Annotated in this window: 17 protein-coding genes; 12 read left to right on the forward strand and 5 right to left on the reverse strand. The window is 73.2% G+C overall.

The window, feature by feature from the left end:
• The first annotated feature begins 183 nt into the window (after positions 1 to 183).
• The 4 genes from rpsA (at position 184) to OG299_RS28985 (ending at position 3,992) form a co-directional block, all read left to right on the forward strand.
• Positions 184 to 1,695, forward strand: coding sequence for a 30S ribosomal protein S1 (gene rpsA, locus OG299_RS28970; protein WP_266630324.1), 1,512 nt, complete (start codon positions 184 to 186; stop codon positions 1,693 to 1,695).
• Between the two features lie 160 nt (positions 1,696 to 1,855).
• Positions 1,856 to 2,794 carry a PAC2 family protein gene (locus OG299_RS28975; protein WP_030292149.1) on the forward strand — a complete coding sequence of 313 codons (939 nt, stop codon included), beginning with the start codon at positions 1,856 to 1,858 and terminating at the stop codon, positions 2,792 to 2,794.
• Positions 2,795 to 2,885: 91 nt separating this feature from the next.
• Positions 2,886 to 3,503: a dephospho-CoA kinase gene (gene coaE, locus OG299_RS28980; protein ID WP_266630328.1), complete on the forward strand. Its 618-nt coding sequence runs from the start codon at positions 2,886 to 2,888 to the stop codon at positions 3,501 to 3,503.
• An 81-nt stretch (positions 3,504 to 3,584) separates the two neighbouring features.
• On the forward strand, positions 3,585 to 3,992 hold the full coding sequence (locus OG299_RS28985; RefSeq protein WP_327363065.1) for a tetratricopeptide repeat protein: 408 nt from the start codon (positions 3,585 to 3,587) through the stop codon (positions 3,990 to 3,992).
• Positions 3,993 to 3,996: 4 nt separating this feature from the next.
• Here the strand turns inward: OG299_RS28985 and OG299_RS28990 are convergent, their stop codons facing one another.
• Complete coding sequence (locus OG299_RS28990) at positions 3,997 to 4,257, reverse strand: DUF6343 family protein (protein WP_266630332.1); 261 nt, start codon at positions 4,255 to 4,257, stop codon at positions 3,997 to 3,999.
• Positions 4,258 to 4,613: 356 nt separating this feature from the next.
• Here OG299_RS28990 and OG299_RS28995 point away from each other — a divergent pair, with 356 nt between their 5' ends.
• From OG299_RS28995 to OG299_RS29005, 3 genes are all read left to right on the forward strand, one after another.
• On the forward strand, positions 4,614 to 7,463 hold the full coding sequence (locus tag OG299_RS28995; protein ID WP_327363067.1) for an SCO1167/SCO6262 family helicase: 2,850 nt from the start codon (positions 4,614 to 4,616) through the stop codon (positions 7,461 to 7,463).
• Between the two features lie 19 nt (positions 7,464 to 7,482).
• A complete protein-coding gene (locus OG299_RS29000) occupies positions 7,483 to 8,688 on the forward strand; it encodes an SWIM zinc finger family protein (RefSeq protein ID WP_327363068.1) in 1,206 nt (401 codons plus the stop codon).
• A gap of 294 nt (positions 8,689 to 8,982) precedes the next feature.
• Positions 8,983 to 13,998, forward strand: a complete 5,016-nt coding sequence (locus tag OG299_RS29005; protein ID WP_327363069.1) for a DUF3320 domain-containing protein — start codon at positions 8,983 to 8,985, stop codon at positions 13,996 to 13,998.
• Between the two features lie 125 nt (positions 13,999 to 14,123).
• Here OG299_RS29005 and OG299_RS29010 read toward each other — a convergent pair whose 3' ends face one another.
• Positions 14,124 to 14,666, reverse strand: coding sequence for a hypothetical protein (locus OG299_RS29010; protein ID WP_266630340.1), 543 nt, complete (start codon positions 14,664 to 14,666; stop codon positions 14,124 to 14,126).
• Positions 14,667 to 14,829: 163 nt separating this feature from the next.
• Between OG299_RS29010 and OG299_RS29015 the strand changes: the two genes are divergently transcribed.
• Entirely contained in the window at positions 14,830 to 15,504 is a 675-nt protein-coding gene (locus tag OG299_RS29015) for a chaplin (protein WP_327363070.1), read from the forward strand.
• A gap of 10 nt (positions 15,505 to 15,514) precedes the next feature.
• Here OG299_RS29015 and OG299_RS29020 read toward each other — a convergent pair whose 3' ends face one another.
• The gene (locus OG299_RS29020; RefSeq protein WP_266630342.1) at positions 15,515 to 16,219 is read right to left on the reverse strand and encodes a DUF2293 domain-containing protein; all 705 of its coding nucleotides are present in this window, start codon (positions 16,217 to 16,219) and stop codon (positions 15,515 to 15,517) included.
• A 152-nt stretch (positions 16,220 to 16,371) separates the two neighbouring features.
• On the opposite strand from OG299_RS29020, the gene OG299_RS29025 reads away from it, so the two are divergent.
• The 3 genes from OG299_RS29025 to OG299_RS29035 all read left to right on the forward strand — a co-directional run bounded on the left by OG299_RS29025 (position 16,372) and on the right by OG299_RS29035 (position 18,316).
• Positions 16,372 to 16,743, forward strand: coding sequence for a cupin domain-containing protein (locus OG299_RS29025; protein ID WP_266630343.1), 372 nt, complete (start codon positions 16,372 to 16,374; stop codon positions 16,741 to 16,743).
• Between the two features lie 97 nt (positions 16,744 to 16,840).
• Positions 16,841 to 17,500, forward strand: a complete 660-nt coding sequence (locus tag OG299_RS29030) for a nucleoside/nucleotide kinase family protein (RefSeq protein ID WP_327363071.1) — start codon at positions 16,841 to 16,843, stop codon at positions 17,498 to 17,500.
• Between the two features lie 168 nt (positions 17,501 to 17,668).
• Complete coding sequence (locus tag OG299_RS29035; protein ID WP_266630347.1) at positions 17,669 to 18,316, forward strand: hypothetical protein; 648 nt, start codon at positions 17,669 to 17,671, stop codon at positions 18,314 to 18,316.
• Positions 18,317 to 18,358: 42 nt separating this feature from the next.
• On the opposite strand, the gene OG299_RS29040 is transcribed toward OG299_RS29035, so the two are convergent.
• Positions 18,359 to 19,258: a carbohydrate kinase family protein gene (locus OG299_RS29040; RefSeq protein ID WP_327363072.1), complete on the reverse strand. Its 900-nt coding sequence runs from the start codon at positions 19,256 to 19,258 to the stop codon at positions 18,359 to 18,361.
• On the reverse strand, positions 19,255 to 20,181 hold the full coding sequence (locus OG299_RS29045) for a pseudouridine-5'-phosphate glycosidase (RefSeq protein WP_327363073.1): 927 nt from the start codon (positions 20,179 to 20,181) through the stop codon (positions 19,255 to 19,257). Before OG299_RS29045 ends, OG299_RS29040 begins: the two co-directional genes overlap by 4 nt.
• Positions 20,182 to 20,248: 67 nt before the next feature.
• Between OG299_RS29045 and OG299_RS29050 the strand changes: the two genes are divergently transcribed.
• The gene (locus OG299_RS29050) at positions 20,249 to 20,461 is read left to right on the forward strand and encodes a hypothetical protein (protein WP_327363074.1); all 213 of its coding nucleotides are present in this window, start codon (positions 20,249 to 20,251) and stop codon (positions 20,459 to 20,461) included.
• The last annotated feature ends 77 nt before the right edge of the window (positions 20,462 to 20,538 follow it).

A 20,538-nucleotide genomic window follows, 5' to 3' on the forward strand; every position in this document is an offset into this window, starting at 1 on the left:
GCTCCTCAGACCTAGCAGGCTGCGCTTGTATCTGTTGATGTCCCCTCGGTTTTCGAGGCCCTGACCGCTTCACGGCGGAGTACGGGCTTCTTTGGCTGTCCGGCTTCATCGGCAGATGCCGATAAGGGCTCCCGGCGTAGCAGTACCTACGACTTTCTGTCCGTAACCGGAGCCCTTACCCACATGACGAGCAGCACCGAGACCACCGCCACCACCCCGCAGGTTGCGGTCAACGACATCGGTGACGAGGAAGCATTCCTCGCCGCGATCGACGAGACGATCAAGTACTTCAACGACGGCGACATCGTCGACGGCGTCATCGTGAAGGTCGACCGGGACGAGGTCCTGCTCGACATCGGTTACAAGACCGAAGGCGTGATCCCGAGCCGTGAGCTCTCGATCAAGCACGATGTCGACCCGAACGAGGTCGTCAAGGTTGGCGACGAGATCGAGGCCCTGGTTCTCCAGAAGGAGGACAAGGAAGGCCGTCTGATCCTGTCCAAGAAGCGCGCCCAGTACGAGCGCGCCTGGGGCACGATCGAGAAGATCAAGGAAGAAGACGGCATCGTCACCGGTACCGTCATCGAGGTCGTCAAGGGTGGTCTCATCCTCGACATCGGCCTCCGCGGCTTCCTGCCGGCCTCTCTCGTCGAGATGCGTCGCGTCCGCGACCTCCAGCCCTACGTGGGCAAGGAGCTCGAGGCGAAGATCATCGAGCTGGACAAGAACCGCAACAACGTGGTCCTGTCCCGCCGCGCCTGGCTGGAACAGACCCAGTCCGAGGTCCGCCAGACGTTCCTCACCACCCTGCAGAAGGGTCAGGTCCGCTCCGGCGTCGTTTCCTCGATCGTCAACTTCGGTGCCTTCGTGGACCTGGGTGGCGTCGACGGTCTCGTCCACGTCTCCGAGCTGTCCTGGAAGCACATCGACCACCCGTCCGAGGTTGTCGAGGTCGGTCAGGAAGTCACCGTCGAGGTCCTCGACGTCGACATGGACCGCGAGCGTGTCTCCCTGTCGCTGAAGGCGACGCAGGAAGACCCGTGGCAGCAGTTCGCCCGGACCCACCAGATCGGTCAGGTCGTCCCGGGTAAGGTCACCAAGCTGGTTCCGTTCGGTGCGTTCGTCCGCGTGGACGAGGGCATCGAGGGTCTGGTCCACATCTCCGAGCTGGCCGAGCGCCACGTGGAGATCCCGGAGCAGGTCGTCCAGGTCAACGACGAGATCTTCGTCAAGGTCATCGACATCGACCTCGAGCGTCGCCGGATCTCGCTGTCGCTGAAGCAGGCCAACGAGTCCTTCGGTGCCGACCCGGCGTCGGTCGAGTTCGACCCGACCCTGTACGGCATGGCCGCGTCTTACGACGACCAGGGCAACTACATCTACCCCGAGGGCTTCGACCCCGAGACCAACGACTGGCTCGAGGGCTTCGACACCCAGCGCGAGACCTGGGAGCGTCAGTACGCCGAGGCGCAGGTCCGCTTCGAGCAGCACCAGGCTCAGGTCATCAAGAGCCGCGAGGCCGACGAGGCCGCTGCTGCCGAGGGCGCTGCCGCCCCGGCCGCCGGTGGCAACGCCGGTGGTGCGAGCATCTCTGGTGGTTCGTACTCCTCGGAGTCGGACGAGACCTCGGGCGCCCTGGCCTCCGACGAGGCCCTGGCCGCGCTCCGCGAGAAGCTGGCCGGCGGCCAGAGCTGATCGCAGCGCATCACACCCCGGTGTGAGCTGAGCTGAAAGCAAGGCCCGTCCCCTCAGGGGGGCGGGCCTTGTTGCGTTCCCGTGAAAGGGGCCAACTGGGGAATGGAGCAGCCGCCTTGGACGTTGTGCGCAGAGAAGGCGGCGAGGAGGAGTGGTGGCGGTGCTTGATCCACAGGGTTTGTACGAATGGGATGCCAAGGGCCTGGCAGTGGCGGACCTGGCGCTTGCCCAGGACTCGGCCGGGCTGGTCATGCTGTACCACTTCGAGGGGTACATCGACGCCGGAGAGGCCGGGGAGCAGATCGTCGAGCGGCTGCTCGACACCCTGCCCCACCAGGTGGTGGCCCGGTTCGACGCGGACCGGCTGGTCGACTACCGCGCCCGGCGCCCGCTGCTGACGTTCCAGCGCGACCACTGGACCGAGTTCGAGGAGCCCCGGCTCGAGGTGCGCCTCGTCCAGGACGCCACCGGCGCGCCGTTCCTGCTGCTCTCCGGCCCCGAGCCGGACGTGGAGTGGGAGCGCTTCGCCGTCGCCGTCCGGCAGATCGTCGAACGCCTCGGCGTCCGGCTCTCGGTCAACTTCCACGGCATCCCGATGGGCGTCCCGCACACCCGGCCCGTCGGGATCACCCCGCACGGCAACCGGACCGACCTCATGCCGGGGCACCGCAGCCCGTTCGACGAGGCGCAGGTGCCGGGCAGTGCGGAGTCCCTGGTGGAGTTCCGGCTCGGCCAGGCCGGGCACGACGTGCTGGGCGTCGCCGCGCACGTACCGCACTACATCGCGCGCTCCCCGTACCCGGACGCCGCGCTGACGGTGCTGGAGGCGATCACGGCGGCGACCGGGCTGGTCCTGCCGGCGGTGGCGCACGCGCTGCGCACCGAGGCGCACCGCACGCAGACGGAGATCGACCGGCAGATCCGCGAGGGCGACGAGGAGCTGGTCGCCCTGGTCCAGGGGCTGGAGCACCAGTACGACGCGGCGGCCGGCGCCGAGACGCGGGGCAACATGATCGCCGAGCCGCAGGAGATCCCGTCGGCGGACGAGATCGGCCGCGAGTTCGAGCGGTTCCTGGCGGAGCGCGAGGGCGAGGGCTGAGGAGTTCGCTCCGGCGCGGCGTTCCGGCGCGGCGCTTCGGCCGGGCCGGGGGCTGTACCGGGGCCGGGGTGCGGGGTCTAGTCTGCTGGGCATGTTGAAGGTGGGCCTGACAGGCGGAATCGGTGCCGGCAAGAGCGAGGTCTCGCGGCTGCTGGCGGGGTACGGGGCGGTCGTCGTGGACGCCGACCGCATCGCGCGGGAGGTCGTCGAGCCCGGTACGCCCGGGCTGGCGGCGGTCGTGGCGGCCTTCGGGGAGTCCGTGCTGACCCCCGAGGGGGCGCTGGACCGGCCGAAGCTGGGGACGATCGTGTTCGCCGACCCGGCGAAGCTGCAGACCCTCAACGGGATCGTGCACCCGCTGGTCGGGGCCCGGTCGGCCGAGCTGCAGGCCGCCGCAGGGCCCGACGCGATCGTGCTGCACGACGTACCGCTGCTCGCGGAGAACGGCCTGGCGCCGCTGTACGACCTGGTGGTCGTGGTGGACGCAGCCCCCGAGACCCAGCTGGCCCGGCTGACCGCGCTGCGCGGGATGGCCGAGGAGGAGGCGCGGGCCCGGATGGCCGCGCAGGCGACGCGGGAGCAGCGGCTGGCGGTGGCCACGCTCGTGATCGACAACGACGGGCCGCTGGAGGCGCTGGAGCCGCAGGTGCGCAAGGTGTGGGCGGAGCTTGTCGAGCGGGCGGCAGCGGCAGGTACGGCCGGTGCCTGACGTGCACATGGAATAGCGGGCGGGGTGCGGGGCGTTGAACGCGCCTGCGTTGAATGCGCCTGCAGAGGGAAGGAACAGACCGTGTCCGACACCACGCCGCCGCCCATACCGCCGCCGCCGCCTCCGCCGTCCGGCTCGTCCCCCGAGACGCACGTCATCGACTACCGGGCCGCCGAGCACCTGCTGGCCGCGCGGGACCCGCGCGGCGCCGTGAAGCTGCTCGACTCCGTCATCGCCGCCCACCCGGAGAACACGGCGGCCCGGCTGCTGCGCGCCCGGGCCTTCTTCGCCGCCGCCCAGCTGCGTCCGGCGACGCTGGAGTTCGAGCTGGTGCTGGAACGCGAGCCGGACAACGCCTTCGCGCACTTCGCGCTGGCCCGCACCCACGAGCGCTCCGGCCGACCCGAACAGGCCCGCAAGCACTTCCGCCTGGCGGCCGCCCTGGACCCCCGGCCGGACTACCTGGCAGCGGCCCGCTTCGAGGAGTAGCCCGTCACCGGCCGCGGGGAGGCTCGTACGGGGGGATGTCCGGGCCGGGCTGGTAGTGCGGGCCCTGGTGGATGTGGTGGAGGACCACGGCCAGGTCCACGGCGGCGAGCACCGCGAGCACACCGCAGGCGGCCGCCCACCCGGGACGGCCGACCAGCGAGAACGCGGCCGTCCCGGCGACGGCCCAGATCAGCCCCCACATGCTGAGCCAGAACCGCAGCCGCAGCGGACTGCGGGCGGTCAGCGGCTCGTTTCCGGAACGCATGACCATCGCCTCAGGTCCATGGTCCCACCAGTCGGGCGGTCGGGGAGTGTTCCGCAGTCCTTCGAGGCCGCACGGCGCCGGTGTCGAGGTCGGTCCCGAAGCGCCGATGCCGGCTGCCGGTGGGCGCAAGCGCCCCGTCCAGGCACGCGATGACGGCGGCGTTCGAGGCGCGGGGGTGCGGGGGTCCGGGGCCCGCCCCGCTGAACGGGAGAAGGGCGGGGCGGGGAGGAGGCCCCGCGCAGCGGCCCCAAGCCGGCATCTGCACAGCTCAGCGGCATTGTCAGTGCCCCCGCCTAGACTCGACGGCAGACGGGATCCGTCTGATCCGACCGCACCGAGGGGAGAGGAGCCGACACGTGACACCGCAGCCGCCCGCGAGCGCGCTCCTGCGCCACGCCGCCGTCTTCCTCCCCGCCCCCGTCCCCCGCGAGGCCCGCATCGCCTTCTGGTCCCCCGCCGGGGACGCGCTCCCGGAAGGCGCCGGGACACCGGCCCCGCTCGCGGTCGTCCGCCGCCACGGCCCGGGGATCCGTACCCGTACCGTCCCCTCCCTCGGCCTCTCCGTCACCGACGCCCTGCCCCTGCTCGCCCGCGCCCCGCACAGCGCCGTCACGCATCCCGCCACCCGCGCCTGGGGCACCGCCGCCCGCCACGCCCTGGCGCTCGTCGCCCGCGGCCGGCTGCTCCCCGGGGTCACCCCCGACGGGGTCGACGCCTGGCGGGCCGGGCCGCTCGACGCCGAGGACGTCGGGCACCTGCGCGCGGTGGCCGCCGCGCTCCCGTACGAGGGGTACGCCACCCCCCTGCCCGGCCGCCGCCCGCTCCAGCTGCCCGAACCGGAGGCCCTGGTCCGGGCGTTCCTCGATGCCGTCGCCGACAGCCTGCCCCGCACCCCGGCGGCGCCGGTGACCGCCGGGCGGCCGTTCGCCGCGCAGGAGCCGCAGCGGGTGCCCGGGATACAGGAATGGGCCGCGCAGGTCGCGGCGGGCGCCGATGCCGGCGTGGGGATTTCGCTGCGCCTCGACCTGTCGTCCTTCCGCCTCTTCGACGGGGCGGAGGAGTCCGACGAGGGGGACGGGGGGTACGCGGGGGACATCCGCCGCGCGGGTGCCGCCGTCGTCCAGGTCCACAGCCTCGCCGACCCCACCCTCGTCACCGACGCCGGGCTGCTGTGGGCGGGTGCGGCCGCCGCCGGCTTCGGGCCGCGCGCCCGGATCGACGCCGTACTGGCGCTGCGCCGGGCCGCCCGGGTCTGGCCGCCGCTGCTGCGGCTGCTGGACCAGCCGGTGCCCGATGTCCTCGCCCTCTGCGACCCGGAGCTCGAAGACCTGCTGGGCCGGGCCGCGAGCCGGCTCGCGGCCGCCGGGGTCCTGGTCCACTGGCCGCGGGAGCTGGCCCGTTCGCTGTCCGCGACCGCCGTCGTACGGTCCACCGCGCCCGGCTCCGCCACCGACGGCACCGCGTTCTTCGACGCCGATCACCTGTTCGCCTTCTCCTGGGAGCTCGCGCTGGGCGGCGACCGGCTCACCCCGGGGGAGATGGACGCGCTGGCGCAGGCCCACCGGCCCGTGGTCCGGCTGCGCGACCAGTGGGTACGGGTCGATCCCGAGCTGGTGCGCAAGGCGCGCAAGCGGGAGCTGGGCCTGCTGGACCCGGTGGATGCGCTGGCCACCGTACTGACGGGGACGGCCGAGGTGGACGGGGAGCCGGTGGCGGCGGTTCCGGTGGGCGCGCTGGCCGCCCTGCGGGAGCGGCTGACCGGCGAGCTGGCCCCGCTGCCGCAGCCCGTCGGGCTGAAGGCCACCCTGCGCGACTACCAGGCCCGCGGCCTGGCCTGGCTGGACCTGATGACCTCGCTCGGTCTCGGCGGCTGCCTCGCCGACGACATGGGCCTGGGCAAGACCGTCACCCTGATCGCGCTGCACCTGCACCGAGACCGCCCCGAGCCGACGCTCGTCGTCTGCCCCGCATCCCTGCTCGGCAACTGGCAGCGGGAGATCGAGAAGTTCGCGCCCGGGGTCGCGGTGCGCCGCTTCCACGGCGGCAGCCGCAGCCTCGACGGGCTGGCCGGGGGATTCGTGCTGACCACGTACGGGACGATGCGCGCGAGCGCGGCCCGGCTGGCCGAGCAGCCCTGGGGCATGGTCGTCGCCGACGAGGCGCAGCACGTGAAGAACCCGCATTCGGCGACGGCGAAGGCGCTGCGCACGATCCCGGCGCCGGCCCGGGTGGCGCTGACCGGCACCCCGGTGGAGAACAACCTGTCCGAGCTGTGGGCGCTGCTCGACTGGACCACGCCGGGGCTGCTGGGCCCGCTGACGGCCTTCCGGGCCCGGCACGCCCGCCCGGTGGAGCACCAGCAGGAGGAGGACGGGGGCAACGAGGCGGCGGTGGCCCGGCTGGCCGCGCTCGTACGGCCGTTCCTGCTGCGGCGCAAGAAGTCCGACCCGGGGATCGCCCCCGAGCTGCCGCCGAAGACGGAAACAGACCATCCGGTCTCCCTCACCCGTGAGCAGGCTTCGCTCTACCAGGCCGCGGTGGACGAGGCGATGGCCGTGATCGGGGCGAGCGAGGGCATCGAGCGGCGCGGCATGATCATGAAGCTGCTGGCCTCGCTCAAGCAGATCTGCAACCACCCCGCGCAGTACCTGAAGGAGGAGCAGCCCCGGATCCCGCACCGCTCGGGCAAGCTGGCCCTGCTGGACGAGCTGCTCGACACGATCCTCGCGGAGGACGGCTCGGTGCTGGTCTTCACCCAGTACGTGACGATGGCCCGGATCATCGAACGGCACCTGGCCGCCCGGGGGATCTCCCACCAGCTCCTGCACGGCGGGACCCCGGTGCCGCGCCGCGAGGAGCTCGTGGACCGCTTCCAGTCCGGTGAAGTCCCGGTCTTCCTGCTCTCCTTGAAGGCCGCGGGCACGGGGCTGAACCTCACGCGGGCCGGCCATGTCATCCACTTCGACCGCTGGTGGAACCCGGCGGTGGAGGAGCAGGCCACCGACCGCGCCTACCGGATCGGGCAGACGCAGCCCGTCCAGGTCCACCGGATCATCGCCGAGGGCACCGTGGAGGACCGGATCGCCGAGATGCTGGAGGCGAAGCGGGCCCTGGCCGATGCGGTGCTCGGCTCGGGCGAGTCGGCGCTGACCGAGCTGAGCGACCGCGAGCTGGCCGACCTCGTCTCCCTGCGGAGGCCCGCATGATCACGTCGCGGAGGCCCGCATGATCACCGCGCGCGACGACCGCCGCCGCACCTTCGAGACCGTGCCCGCCGGGGTGGAGGCCGCCAGCTGGTGGGGCCGGGCCTGGGTGTCGGCGCTCGAGGAGGTGTCCCGCGACCCGGCCCGCCTGGCCCGGGGCCGCGCCTACGCCACCGAGGGCCATGTCGACGCGGTCACGGTCACCCCGGGCCGGATCGTCGCGTACGTGCGGGGCAGCCGGGCCCGTCCGTACCGCACGGAACTGGCCCTGAGCCCCTTCCCGGACGCCGAGTGGAGCGAACTCCTGGAGGCGGTGGCCGCAGCCCCCACGGCCCTCGCGAGCCTGCTGGAGCGGGAGGTTCCGCAGTCCCTGGCGGGCGCGGTCCTGCCCGGCGCGGGCGAGCTCGTCCCGCGCTGCTCCTGCCCGGACACCGCCCGTCCGCCGTGCAAGCACGCCGCCGCCCTCTGCTACCGGGCGGCCCGCCTCCTCGACGAGGACCCGTTCGTCCTGCTGCTCCTGCGCGGCCGGGGCGAGCGGGAGCTCCTCGACGAGCTGACCCGCCGCAACGCCGCCCACGCCGCCCGCGAACAGCCCGACGCCGCACCGGACTTCCCCGGTGTCCCGGCCCGCACAGCACTGGGCCGCACCGGCCTGCCGCCGCTGCCGGCCCCGCTGCCCGCGCCCGCCGCCGTGGGCCTCCCGCCCGCGTACCCGGCCGACCCGGCGGCCCCCGACCCGCTGGCCCTGGACCAGCTCGCCACGGACGCCGCCGCCCGGGCCCTCGCGCTGCTCACCACCGCCGAGGACCCGATCGCCGGCCTCACCCTCTGGCAGGACGCCGTCCGCCTGGCCTCCGCGCACCACACGGCCGGCCTCACCGGCGCCGCCCGCACCCTCTACCGGGACCTGGCCCGCGCCACCGGCCGCACCACCACCGACCTGGCCCGGGCCGGCGCGGCCTGGCGCCAGGGCGGCCTGCCCGCGCTCGCCGCCCTCGAGGAGCCCTGGGACCCCCCGGCGGGCCCCTTCGACCGGGCCCGCCCGGCCCTCCTGGCCGCCTCCCGGGGCGCCTTCCGCCCCGACCGCAACCGCCTCACCGCGCTCACCCGTCAGCTCCGCCTGGGCCGTGACGGCCTCTGGTACGCCTACGAGTCCCGCCCGGGCACCGAGGACTGGTGGCCCACCGGCACCCCCTCCCCGGACCCCCTCACCGCCCTGCGCCACTGACCTCGGCCGGCCTGAGACCGGCCGGGATCAGCGGGGAGCGGACGAGGGGCAGGTGCATCGTGCCGGTGTGCCGGGCTGCCTCCCCGCGGGGCTGCCGGCCGACGTGTGGCCGGTATCGGTCTGTCGGTCTGTCCGAGGATCGGGATCTCGTGTGCTTCAGGTCACTCGGCCCCTAGGATGGATCTTTCCCGCCGTGGCGATCACCGGCGGGTGATATGTCGCGTGGTAATGGGTCGTCACGTTCCGACGGGCGGCGGTCCTTCTCCTCATCCTGTTCTTGGAGGTTCCACCCAGATGCTCGGCCGGACGGCGCACGCCGGTATTCACGACAGAAGCGACGATCCCGGCCTGGAGCGTTTGCGCGGGGTGCTGGGTGCGTGGCGAGAGTCGCTCATCGACCTGGGCGGCCGGAACCGGCTCCTGAACTTCCGGCACACCAAGTCCTCGACGCTGGAGATCAAGGTTCCCGGCGCACGCCGGCTGCTGGCCGAGCTCGGTTCCGGCTGGTACTTCGAGCGCATGGCTCAGCCGGACGAGGGCGCGGACGGGGCCGGGGGCGGGGTCTCGCTCGAGAAGCAGGTGCAGAACGCGCCGCCCGCCCGCTCGGCCGCCACCGAGATCGTCACGCAGAAAACCGCCCAACAGGCCCTCGACCGCGCCCTGACCCAGCTGAGGTCGACCTCGGGCCGGATGTACAACGACTACGGCCTCTGGGTGCTCTGGCTCGGCGTCGGCATGGTGGAGTGGCGAGAGGAAGGGGCGCACGAGGGGAGCCGCGCGCCGCTCGTGCTGGTCCCGGCCGAACTCGTCCGGGACCGCTCGGGGAGGACTCGGCTGCAGGCGGCCGAGCAGCAGGACCCGATGCACAACCCGGCTCTGGCCGTGAAACTGGACCAGCTCGGGGTCGACTGGTCAGCCGTGGAGGCCGTCGACTGCCTGGACGCGGCCCAAGTGGTGGACAAGGCTCGTGAGGCGGTCGCAGGTCAGCGCGGCTGGGCCGTGGACGACGGCGTCGTCCTGGCCCTGTTCGCTTCCCACAAGGAGGCGATGTACCAGGACCTCAAGGAGAACGAGGCGGCCATCCTGGCAAGCCCGCTGATCCGGGCCATCGGGCTGGGGCCGGAGGCCGGCCTTCCGGATGACCTGATCGGGTTTGAACCCCCCGCTCTGGAGCGGATCGACGAGCTCCAGGTTCCCGAACGGACCCCGCTCGTCCTGGACGCGGACGCTTCGCAGCGACAGTGCATCGCAGCCGCCATGGAGAACCGCTCGTTCGTGATGAGCGGACCACCCGGAACCGGCAAGAGCCAAACCATCACGAACATGATTGCGGCACTGATGCACGCGGGCCGCAGCGTTCTGTTCGTCAGCGAGAAGGCCGCCGCGCTGGACGTCGTGCGCAACCGGCTGTCCGACGTCGGGCTCGGCGACTTCGTCCTCGCTCTGCACAGCGGTGACACGGCGAAGAAGGCCGTCGCCCAGGAGCTCGCCCGCGTACTGAAGACCGAGGTACGGGCCACGGGGGCGGCGGAGCACGAGCTGGACGAGGCCAAGAGGCTGCGGGAGGAACTGTCTGCCCATGCCGCCGCCATGAACGAGGTGCGCCGGCCGCTCGGCCGCTCGCTGTATGAGGTACTCGGCCGGCTCGCGCTGCTCGATCAGCAGGACGCGAGGCGGCTGGCGCTCGGCGCACCGGGGGCCGGCCGTGGTCTCTCCCTCAGCGCTGCCGCCCTGCAAGAAGCCGTGGTCGCCGCCGAATCCATGGCGAGATCGTGGCGCCCGGTGGCCGAGGGGGACGGCTTCGCCTGGCGCGGCCTGCGCGACCCCGGCGCGCAGGCAGGATCCGGCCGTGCGGACGGTGCGCCGCTGGCCGTCCTGGAGGAAGCGGAAGCTGCACTCGAGGCGCTGCGGCTCGCCGCCGGGCGTCGTACGCTCGCAGACTGCACCCGTGAGCCGCGAGAGGCCCGGGACATCGACCGGCTGGCGGCAGAGCTCCGGGCAGGGCTGTCGCGGATCCCTGATTCCACCACCGCAGGGGGCGGCTCCCTCCCGGAAGACCCGTATCCGATCGTTGCCCAGCTGGCCGCCGTCTTCGGGCTGGACAAGCCGCGAGAGGTGTCCGAAGTGCTGGCCCTCTGCGAGCTCGTGGACGTGGGCGGGGCCCGCCACCTGCCTTTGGCGCCCTGGTTCGAGACGGCTGTCCTGGGGAAGGCCCGTGCTGCGGCGGAGGAACTGCGAGCGGCGATTGCGGCGGCCGGTGCGGCGCGGAGTGCGGCCGAGGACGCGTTCGGGCCCCAGGTGCTCGCGTACGTACCGCTGGCAGATCTGGTGCGGCGGTTCGAAGAGGATCACCACGGGCTGACCTCGCGCTTCAAGGGACAGTTCCGTGCGGACAAGGAGGCCGTGGCGGCCCTGGCCGCGGGCGGCGTCTGGGACAAGGGACTGCGGGGAAGGCTCGGGCAGGCCCTCGACTGGCAGCGGGCCCATGCCGAGGTCGGCCGGCTGATGGGTGCGCACCGGGAACTGCTCGGGGTGTACCTGCCGTCGGACGGCCGCGGATTCGAGCCGCTCGACGAGGCCTTGGCCGCCGCCGCCCGCATCGGCGAGCTGGCGCCGGGCGCTCCGCTGCGGGAGCTGAGGGAACAGCTCGCCCACGGGGCCGAGCCCGGCGATTACAGCCGCCTCCAGGTGCAGGCCGTTCGCGCAGCGCTGGCCGAATGGTGCGGGGCCGCGGAGCGACGCAGCGCGGCGTGGGCCACCGCCTCGTCCGCGCTGTACGAGTTGTTCGACGATGCCCGCAAGCTGGGGCTCCATCCCGCCCTGCGGGGGACCCTTGCAGAGGCCGGGCAGGCGCTCGGCGTACTGCGCGCGGACTTCGCGGGACCGGAGGAATGGCGGGCGTACCGGGCAGGACTCGCCGCCCTGGAGAAGCTGGGGCTGAGCGAGCTCGCGGCGACCGCTGCGGAACGGGGCATCGATGCGGGGGAGTTCCCCGCCGCCGTCGAACGCGCCGTCCTCCAGCGCTGGGCCGACACGGTGCTTGCGACCGATCAGCGGCTCCGTACGACCAGGTCCGCCGACCTGGACGCGAGGGTGGCCGACTTCCGTGCGGCGGACCGCCGGCTCGTGGACGCCGCGGGCGGAGCGGTGATCGCAGCGTGCAACAGCCGCAAGCCGCGGGCGTTCGGAGGCGGCGGCGCGGGGATCATCATCCGTGAGTCCGAGAAGAAGACTCGGCACATGGCCGTGCGGGAACTCCTCGGGAAGGCCCGGGAGGTTGCCCAGTCGGTCAAGCCGTGCTTCATGATGAGCCCGCTGTCGGTCAGCCAGTTCCTCCCCTCGGACTACCGCTTCGATGTGGTCATCTTCGACGAGGCCTCCCAGGTCCGCCCCGGAGACGCCATCAACTGCGTGTACCGCGGGAAATCGCTGATCGTCGCGGGCGACGAGAAGCAGCTGCCGCCCACTTCGTTCTTCGACTCGTCCATCGGAGACGAGGGCGGGGAGTACGACGCGGACGTACCCGACTCCTTCGAATCGCTGCTGGACGCCTGCAAGGCCGGAGCGATGCGCGCGCTGCCTTTGCGCTGGCACTATCGCAGCCGCCACGAGGATCTGATCACGTTCAGCAACCGGTCCTTCTACCGGAACTCCATGGTGACGTTCCCCGGCGCGCGGGAGCACGGACCCGACGTCGGAGTCGCGTTCTTCAAGGCGGAGGGCGTGTACGACCGTGGTGGCCGGCGGGACAACCGGATCGAGGCGGCGCTCGTGGCGGAGCGAGTCCTCCACCACTTCGACACGCGGCCGGGCCAGAGCGTCGGTGTCGTCGCGCTGTCCCAGGCACAGGCGTCGGCGATCGAGGAGAGCGTGCAGCAGGCCCGACTGGCGCGTCCCGACCTCGACGACTGCTTCACCGAGAACCGTCTCGACGGATTCTTCGTCAAGAACCTGGAGTCGGTGCAGGGCGATGAGCGTGACGTCATGATCATGTCGATCGGTTACGGGCCCGACGAGCACGGCCGACTGGGCCTCAACTTCGGACCCATGAACAACAAGGACGGCGGCTGGCGGCGTCTCAACGTCGCCGTCACCCGCGCCCGCCACCGCGTGGAAGTGGTCGCCTCCTTCCACGGTGGACAGCTGAAGGACAGCGACAACCGGAGCATCCAGGACCTCAAGCGCTACCTGCAGTACGCAGAGCAGGGCCCTGCTGTCCTCGCCCAGGACCACGGGGCGGTGGACGGTGAACCGGACAGCCCGTTCGAGGAGTCGGTGCTCACCGTCCTGCGTGCCTGGGGATACGAGGTGCAGCCGCAGGTGGGCGTCGCCGGCTACCGGATCGACCTGGGGCTGCGCCACCCGGCCGCCCCCGGCTCGTACGCCCTCGGTATCGAGTGTGACGGTGCGATGTACCACTCCTCACGTGCGGCCCGGGACCGGGACCGGCTGCGCCAGCAGGTACTGGAGGGTCTGGGCTGGACCCTGCACCGGATCTGGGGCACCGACTGGTACCGCAACCGGCCGGAGGCGGAATGCAGGCTCCGCGAAGCCGTCGAGGCGGCGGCGGCAGCCGATCCCTTCGTCAAGCCGGCGGGCGGGCAGTCCGCTCGCCGATCGGTGGGCCAGACCGCGGCGGTGCAGGGGCCCGAGTACCCGGACGAGGCTGCCGCCCCGAGCATTCCGGCGCCGAGGACGGAGCCGGCACCGAGGCCGCCGGAGCCGGAGCGGGTTGCCGTGAGCGGGGTGCCCGAACGCGACTGGAGCAGGTCGTACGAGCCGGCCCGGGTGTCCGTCGACAGCTGGTCCGCACCGGAAATCCACACGCCTGAAGCGCGCCCCACGTTGCGCAGGGTTCTGGTGCAGATCATCGAGGCGGAAGGACCGGTCCACGAGGAAGTGCTGGTCCTGAGGGCCCGGGAAGCCTGGGGCCTGGGCCGCTCGGGCAAGAGGATCGTCGACAACACCCGGCACGTGCTGCGGGACCTCGTGCGCCAGGGGGTCGCGGAGAGGACGGGCTCCTTCATGGACGTCGTGGGCCGGGAGCTTCGCTGGGCCCGTACGGCGGAGGATGACAACCCGCGCAAGATCGCCCACGTGTCCCCGGCCGAGCGGCAGCTGGCCATGAGGGAGCTGGTCCTCGAATGCCCCGGGATGAACAGGGACGAGCTTCTCCAGCAGACGCGGGAATTCTTCGGGTGGAAGCGCATGGGCGCCGACATCCGGACCGCGTTGGAGTCCGACATCGAGGAGCTGCTGGGCGGGGGAGGGCTGAGCGGTGCGCCGGACCGGCTCGTAGCGCCGCGCTGAGGCCTTCGGCCGGTCTGCCGTGAAGGTCTGCCGCGAAGGTCTGCCGCGAAGGGCGGCCGCGAGGGGCGGCCGCGAGGGGCGGCCGCGAGGGGCGGCCGCGAGGGGCGGCCGCGAGGGGCGGCCGCTCACTCGTCCTTCAGGGTCGCCGCCCAGCGCGTCAACGTCGCGAAGTCGCGGGTGCGCAGGCCGTGGCGGGGGTGGATGCGCAGGAGGAGGGCTGGGGACGGGTGGTGGGCGGCGATCCAGGCGCGGTCCCGGGGGGTGATCATGTCGTCGACCCAGGCGAAGGGGCGGCCCGCGGCCCAGTCGAGGAGCGGGCGGGTCTTCCAGAAGAGACCGTCGGGGTCGTCGGCGAAAAGTTCCGGCCACTCGATGACAGGAAGATCACCGGGTAGTCCGATGTGCGGGGCGATCATCGTGTTGGCCTCGTGCATCCAGGCGGTGGCCCAGGTGAGTTCGTAGGGCAGGGCCAGCAGACGGCCGCCGTGCGACGGGTGCAGGCGGACCCGCAGCCCGCGCCGGGCGCTGCGCGATTCCGGGTCCCGGTGGGACATCCAGCCGGCCGGACGCATCCGGTGACTGGTGTATCCCTGCAGTCCGGCGAGGCGGGACCGGAAGGGGTTGAGGGGGCCGTCCACGTCGAGGAGCAGGAGCGGTCTGTCTGTCATGAAGTAGGCACTACCCAGTACACGATGGAGTGAAATACCTACCGGCTCTATAACCCGAATGGGGTTACGGCGTTGTTTCCGGTGCGGGTGCAGCACTCGTGAACTCCTCCGGAAGGCAGGGAAACTGATGCGTCACAGTCGTCGGAATGGCTTGATCGCGGCGGTGGTCGCGGGGGGTGGACTGGCGGTCGCGGGTGTCGGCGGGTTCGCCTACGCCGATGCGGACGCGGGCGGGACGGCCGAGCGTTCGCCGGGGCTGCTGTCCGGGAATCTGGTGCAGCTGCCGGTGCACACCCCGGTGAACGTGTGCGGCAACACCGTGAGCGTGGTCGGCCTGCTCAACTCGGCCGCGGGCAACCGCTGTGCCAACGAGGGCGGGGCCGCCGGCGACGGGCATCCGGGGTCCGTGTCCTCGCATCCCTCGAAACCCGGTACCGGGAACAGGAGCGGGACCGGCAAGGGCGGGGGAGCCCGCGCCGAAGGGAGCGGAAAGGATTCGCCGGGGCTGCTGTCCGGCAACGGGATCCAGCTCCCGGTCGATGTCCCGGTCAACATCAGCGGGAACGCGGTCGGCGTCGTCGGGGTCGGCAACAGTTCCACCGGCAACACCTCCGTCAACGGCGAGGAGCCCAGCGGCGGGAAGCCGCCGAAGCAGCCGCCCGTCGTCGAGCGGCCGGTCACCCCGCCCGCGCCCGCGCCCGCGCCTGCGCCCGCTCCCGCGCAGCACGGCCCGGCGCTCGCCCACACCGGGGCCGACGGCGCGGGCTACCTGCTGCCCGGCGGCGGGGCGCTGCTGCTGGGCGGGGTCCTGCTCTACCGCCGTTTCCGCCTCGGGTAGGACGCAGGACTTACGGCTCGGGGCCCGAGGCGTCCACTGGCGGAGGCGGGGACGCAGGGGATGGCGGGGGTGTGCGCCAGCCGTCCAGGACGGCGTCGATCCGCGCCGCCAGCCGGGCCCGTGCCGCGAACCGCGGGACCCCCGCCATCAGCAGGGCGTCGTACTCGGTGTCGGTGTGCCGCACCGCCGCCCGGACCGCCACCGACACGGCCTGTTCGGTCAGGGCCCGGCCGGCCGCCGTACGGCCCACCCGGCCGCTGCCGCGCAGCGAGGCATGGCCGGCCATCGCCACCGCCCGCTCGGCCGGGCACCCCGGGAACAGCCGCACGATCTCGGCCGCGAAGGCCGCCGTGAACCGGGTGTCCTCGACCGTGCGGCGCAGCCGGTCGCGCTCCCGGCGGCGGGCCCGCGCCTCGGCGTCCGCGAGGCAGGCGCGTTCCGCGCGGGTCAGGGCGGGGTCCTCGACCAGGAGCCCCTGGCGCTCGTAGCGCCGGCGCCGCTTGTTGAAGCGGACGACGACGGCGGAGAGCGAACTGGCCTCACGGGCCCGCCGGGTGAGCGCGGCATCCCCGCGCGGCAGGTAGACGAGGTGCCCGAGGTCGGCGCAGTCCAGGCAGCGGGGCACCCCGGCCTCGCGGACGAGATGCCGGAGCGGCCCCTGGCGGCAGTCCGCACAGTTGATCTGCTTCAGCGACTCGAACACCACGAGGCTCATGACGATGTGATACCGCTGTCCGGTCCGCTTATCACCTCGCCGGAAAGGGCGGTTGGGGTTTCGCCGACTTTCCCGGATGTCCGGATGTGCCTCTACCGTGGGGTGTTGGGGCTGCGGTAGAGCCGTGATGCCCATGGGGGAGGAGCACGTACATGGGTGGCTGGCAGGCGACGGCGCGGCGTACACGGGACACGGCCGGCGCGGAGGACCTCGCGGGCCGGGAGGTCGTCATAGACCCCGGCGGCTGCACCGGCTGGCACTTCCACCGCGTTCCGCTGATCGCGCTGGTCAAATCCGGGACGCTGACCCGGATCCTGCACGACAACTCGGTCGTCGTGCACCTGCCGGGGTCCAGCTTCGTCGAGCCGGCCGGCGTCGAGCACCTCCACCTCGGCCGCAACCTCGGCACCGTACCCGTCGTGCTGTACGTGACCTCCACGCTGGCCCGGGGCGAGGCCTTCTCCATACCCGCTGCCGCCCCGCGCGGCGCAACACCGTGCTCCTGCTCGGGAGACTTTGCGTGAACCGGCCTGCCGCGGGAACCGCACGTTCCACGCGGGCCCGAAGCCGTCCGGCACCACCCGGCACCACCCGGCACCACCCGGCACTGACAATGGGCCCGTGCAGCTGGAAGCGATCACATGGCAGCGGATGGCCGAGCGGCTCGCCGGTCACCTCGACGAACACAAGGCGTCCCCCGGGCACGGGCAGGCGACTTGGCAGCGGGTGGGCATCGACGGCGCGCCCGCCGCCGGCACCGGCGTACTCGCCGGCCACCTCGCCGACGCACTGCGCCTGCGCAGCCGCCCGGTCCTGGTGGTCCCGGCCGGGGGCTTCCTGCGGCCGGCCTCCCTCCGCTTCGAGTTCGGCCGCGAGGACGTGGACTCCTACCTCGGCGGCTGGTACGACACCGCCGCCCTCTGGCGCGAGGTGTTCGGCCCGACCGACCCGGGCGGCACCGGCCGGGTCCTGCCCGACCTCTGGGACCCGGCGACCGACCGGGCGACCCGCAGCCCGTACTCCGAACTCCCGCCGGGCGGCGTCGTGATCGTGCACGGCCCCCTGCTGCTGGGCCACTGGTTCCCCTTCGACCTCAGCGTGCACATCCGGCTCTCGCCAGGGGCGCTCGCCCGCCGCACCGAGGAGTCCGCGCGCTGGACCCTGCCCGCCTTCGCCCGCTACGAGGCGGAGACCGACCCCGCGGCGCAGGCCGACGCCGTGGTCCGGGCCGACGACCCCCGCCACCCCGCGTGGACCGGCCTCACGGGCCCCACCGGCTGACCTCCGAGCCCGCCCGTAGCGTCACGGACGTCCGGGATCCGCAACAGCGCCATCGCGGCTCTGCGACGAACGGGATCCGGCCGTCGCCGCGGCCGGAACCGCGGCGCTACGTTGACGCCACGCTTCGACGGCGCCCACCCGGTGGCGCCTTGGCAGAGGGAGACGGCAATGGGCGCACGCGGTAAGGCGGTTCAGGGTCACAGACGGCTGCGGCGGCAGGCCGCCTGCGCCGCGCTGGTGCTGTGCGGATCCCTGGCCCTCACGGCCTGCAACGGCGACGACGGCTCTGTGGGAGCCGCGGGTGCGACGCCCGGCGCAAGCACGGCGCCCCCGTCCGCCGCGGCCACCTCCTCGGCCGCGCCCGGCGGATCGACGCCGTCCGCCTCCGCGACCGCCTCGAAGAAGCCGACCCCGGCCGCCACCGCGACCGGCAAGCCGAAGCCGCCGGCCCCCGCTCCCGCCCCCACCTGCGACCACAAGATGCCGATCTCGCCCGACGAGATCGCCGTCTACCGCTACACCCCCGAGGGCGGCACCCTCAGCCTGATCGTCAAGCACGGGAACTGGGGCTGCCCCGTCCCCGGGGGCAGCACCCCCTTCGTGACGGTCGGCGAGGAAACCTTCATCCCGGTGGCCGACGACGCCAAGATCACCGCCATGGCCCCCATCCTCAGCGGCTCCGTGAGCAAGCCGATCACCGCGCACGAGCTCACCTCGTGGCTGGAGTCCCACCCGAACAAGGGCCTGGTGTTCCACTACAACGTGAACCACAGGGGCATGATCGAGACCCTCGGCCAGGAGGAGTACACCCCGTAGCCGCCGCGACCGCCGCGCGCCGCTCCCGCCCCTCCTGCCCGCTCACGGGCGCCCGCCCAGCCGGGTCACCGCCTGCGCGGCCGCCCGGCACCCGGCCCGGGCCGCGTCCGCCGGTCCCGCGCCCGCGAGCCGGGCCGCCAGGAACCCGCCGGTGAACGCGTCCCCGGCCCCCGTCGAATCCACCGCCTCGGCCGACTCCGCCGACACCTCCGCGGTCACCCGGCCCGCCTCCGCCACCAGCGCCCCCGCCGCGCCCCGGGTGACCACCACCAGCGGCACCCGCCGGCTCAGCTCCGCCGCCGCCCGGGCGGTCCCTGCCGCCCCGGGCAGCCCGGCCAGCAGCCGCGCCTCGTCCTCGTTGGGCAGCAGTACGCCGATCCCCGCCACGGCATCGAGGAAGCGCTGCGGACCCAGCGCGACCAGGAATCCCGCCGAGGCCGGGTCCACGCTCACCGGCACCCCGCGGGCCCGGGCCGCCCGCAGTGCGACGAGGGCCAGTTCGCGGCTGCTGTCGGCGAAGAAGAGGTAGCCGGACAGGTGCAGATGGGCCGCCCCGTCCAGCAGGGCCGGCGCCCAGTCCTCGGGGGACAGCCGCAGCGCGGCGCCGCTGTCGGTGAGGAAGGTCCGCTCCGCGTCCTTGCCGACCAGCGCCACCACCGTCCCGGTCGGCTCGGCCGGATCGATCACCAGCCGCGGCCGCACCCCGCAGTCCCGCAGCGACTGCTCGTGCCACCGGGCGGATTCGGTGCCGACCCGCGCGAGGAGGCGTACCTCCGCCACCCCCGCGTGAGCCGCCCAGCAGGCCGCATTGGCCCCGGCGCCGCCCGGCAGGGTCCGGATCCGCGCGGCCGTGTCGGTGGCCGGAGTCAGCGGCTCCGGATGCACCGCCACCACGTCCGTCACCACGTCCCCGACGACCAGCAGCGCCCCCGGCGCGGTCATGCGCGCGCCGCCCAGGCCCCCGCGATCCTGGCCCCGAGCGCCACGTTGCCCCGCACCGCCGCCAGGTTGGCCTCCAGCGAGGCCCCGCCCGTCGCCCGTACCAGGAACCCCAGCAGGAACGGGGTCACCGCCTGCCCCGTGATCCCCCGCTCGTGGCACTCCTCGAGGGCCTCGGCCAGCACCCGGTCGTGCAGATCCGGATCCAACTGGTCCGCCTGCGCCACCGGATTCGCCACCAGCAGCGCAGACTCCGGCCCGCCGAGGGCGTCCTGAGCGGCCATCACCGCCGCCACCTCCTCCGGCCGGTGGACGGTCCAGTCCACCGGCTCGCCGGAACTGGCCAGGTAGAACCCGGGGAAACGTTCCGTCCCGTACCCCAGCACCCCCACCCCGAGCGTCTCCAGCCGCTGCAGCGTGGCCGGCACGTCCAGGATCGACTTCACCCCCGCGCACACCACCGTGATCCGCGTCCGCGCCAGCAACTGCAGATCCGCCGACTCGTCCTGGGTCTGCGCGTACTCCCGGTGCACGCCGCCCAGCCCGCCCGTGGCGAAGACCCGCAGCCCGGCCCGCGCGGCCAGGAACGCCGTCGCGGACACCGTCGTCGCGCCCGTCGCACCGGCCGCGAGCGCGGGAGCCAGATCCCGGTGGCCGAGCTTGCGTACGCCCTCGCCGCCGGCGATCCGCTCCAGCTGCGCCTTGTCGAGGCCCGCGTACGCCACGCCGTCGACGACTGCGATCGTGGCCGGAACCGCCCCTTCGGCGCGTACCAGCGCCTCCAGTTCGGCGCCCACGGCGAGATTGCGGGGGCGGGGCAGGCCGTGCGCGATGATCGTCGACTCCAGAGCCACGACGGGACGGCCCCGCTCCAGTGCCTCGCGGACCTCTTCGGACAGGACGGGGACCTTGGGTGATGTGTGCATGTCCCATCCATGGCACGGGATGTGCGCCCCCAAACGCGCTCCCGGCCCGCCTTCCGAACCTGTCCGAGTGGCGCTCCCCCGTGAATCCCGGGACACCCGCGCCTTCCACGACGAACTCGCCGACCGGTACGACCTCCTGTACGCGGACCGGGACGCGGGCATCGCCCGCCAGGGCCGGGCACTGAACGCCCTGCTCACCGCGTCTGCCCGGGCCCCGGTCCGCGCGGCCAAGGCCGCCGGATTTCACCGGCCGGTGCTCGGCGCGCGGCGGTCCGGCTGAAGCCGAGGCCGGGAACCGGCTGGACAGGTTGACCTGCCCGGCGGGCGGAACCTGGACGCTCTGATCACCGCGGCCTG

Source organism: Streptomyces sp. NBC_01296, assembly GCF_035984415.1.
Classification (GTDB): domain Bacteria; phylum Actinomycetota; class Actinomycetes; order Streptomycetales; family Streptomycetaceae; genus Streptomyces.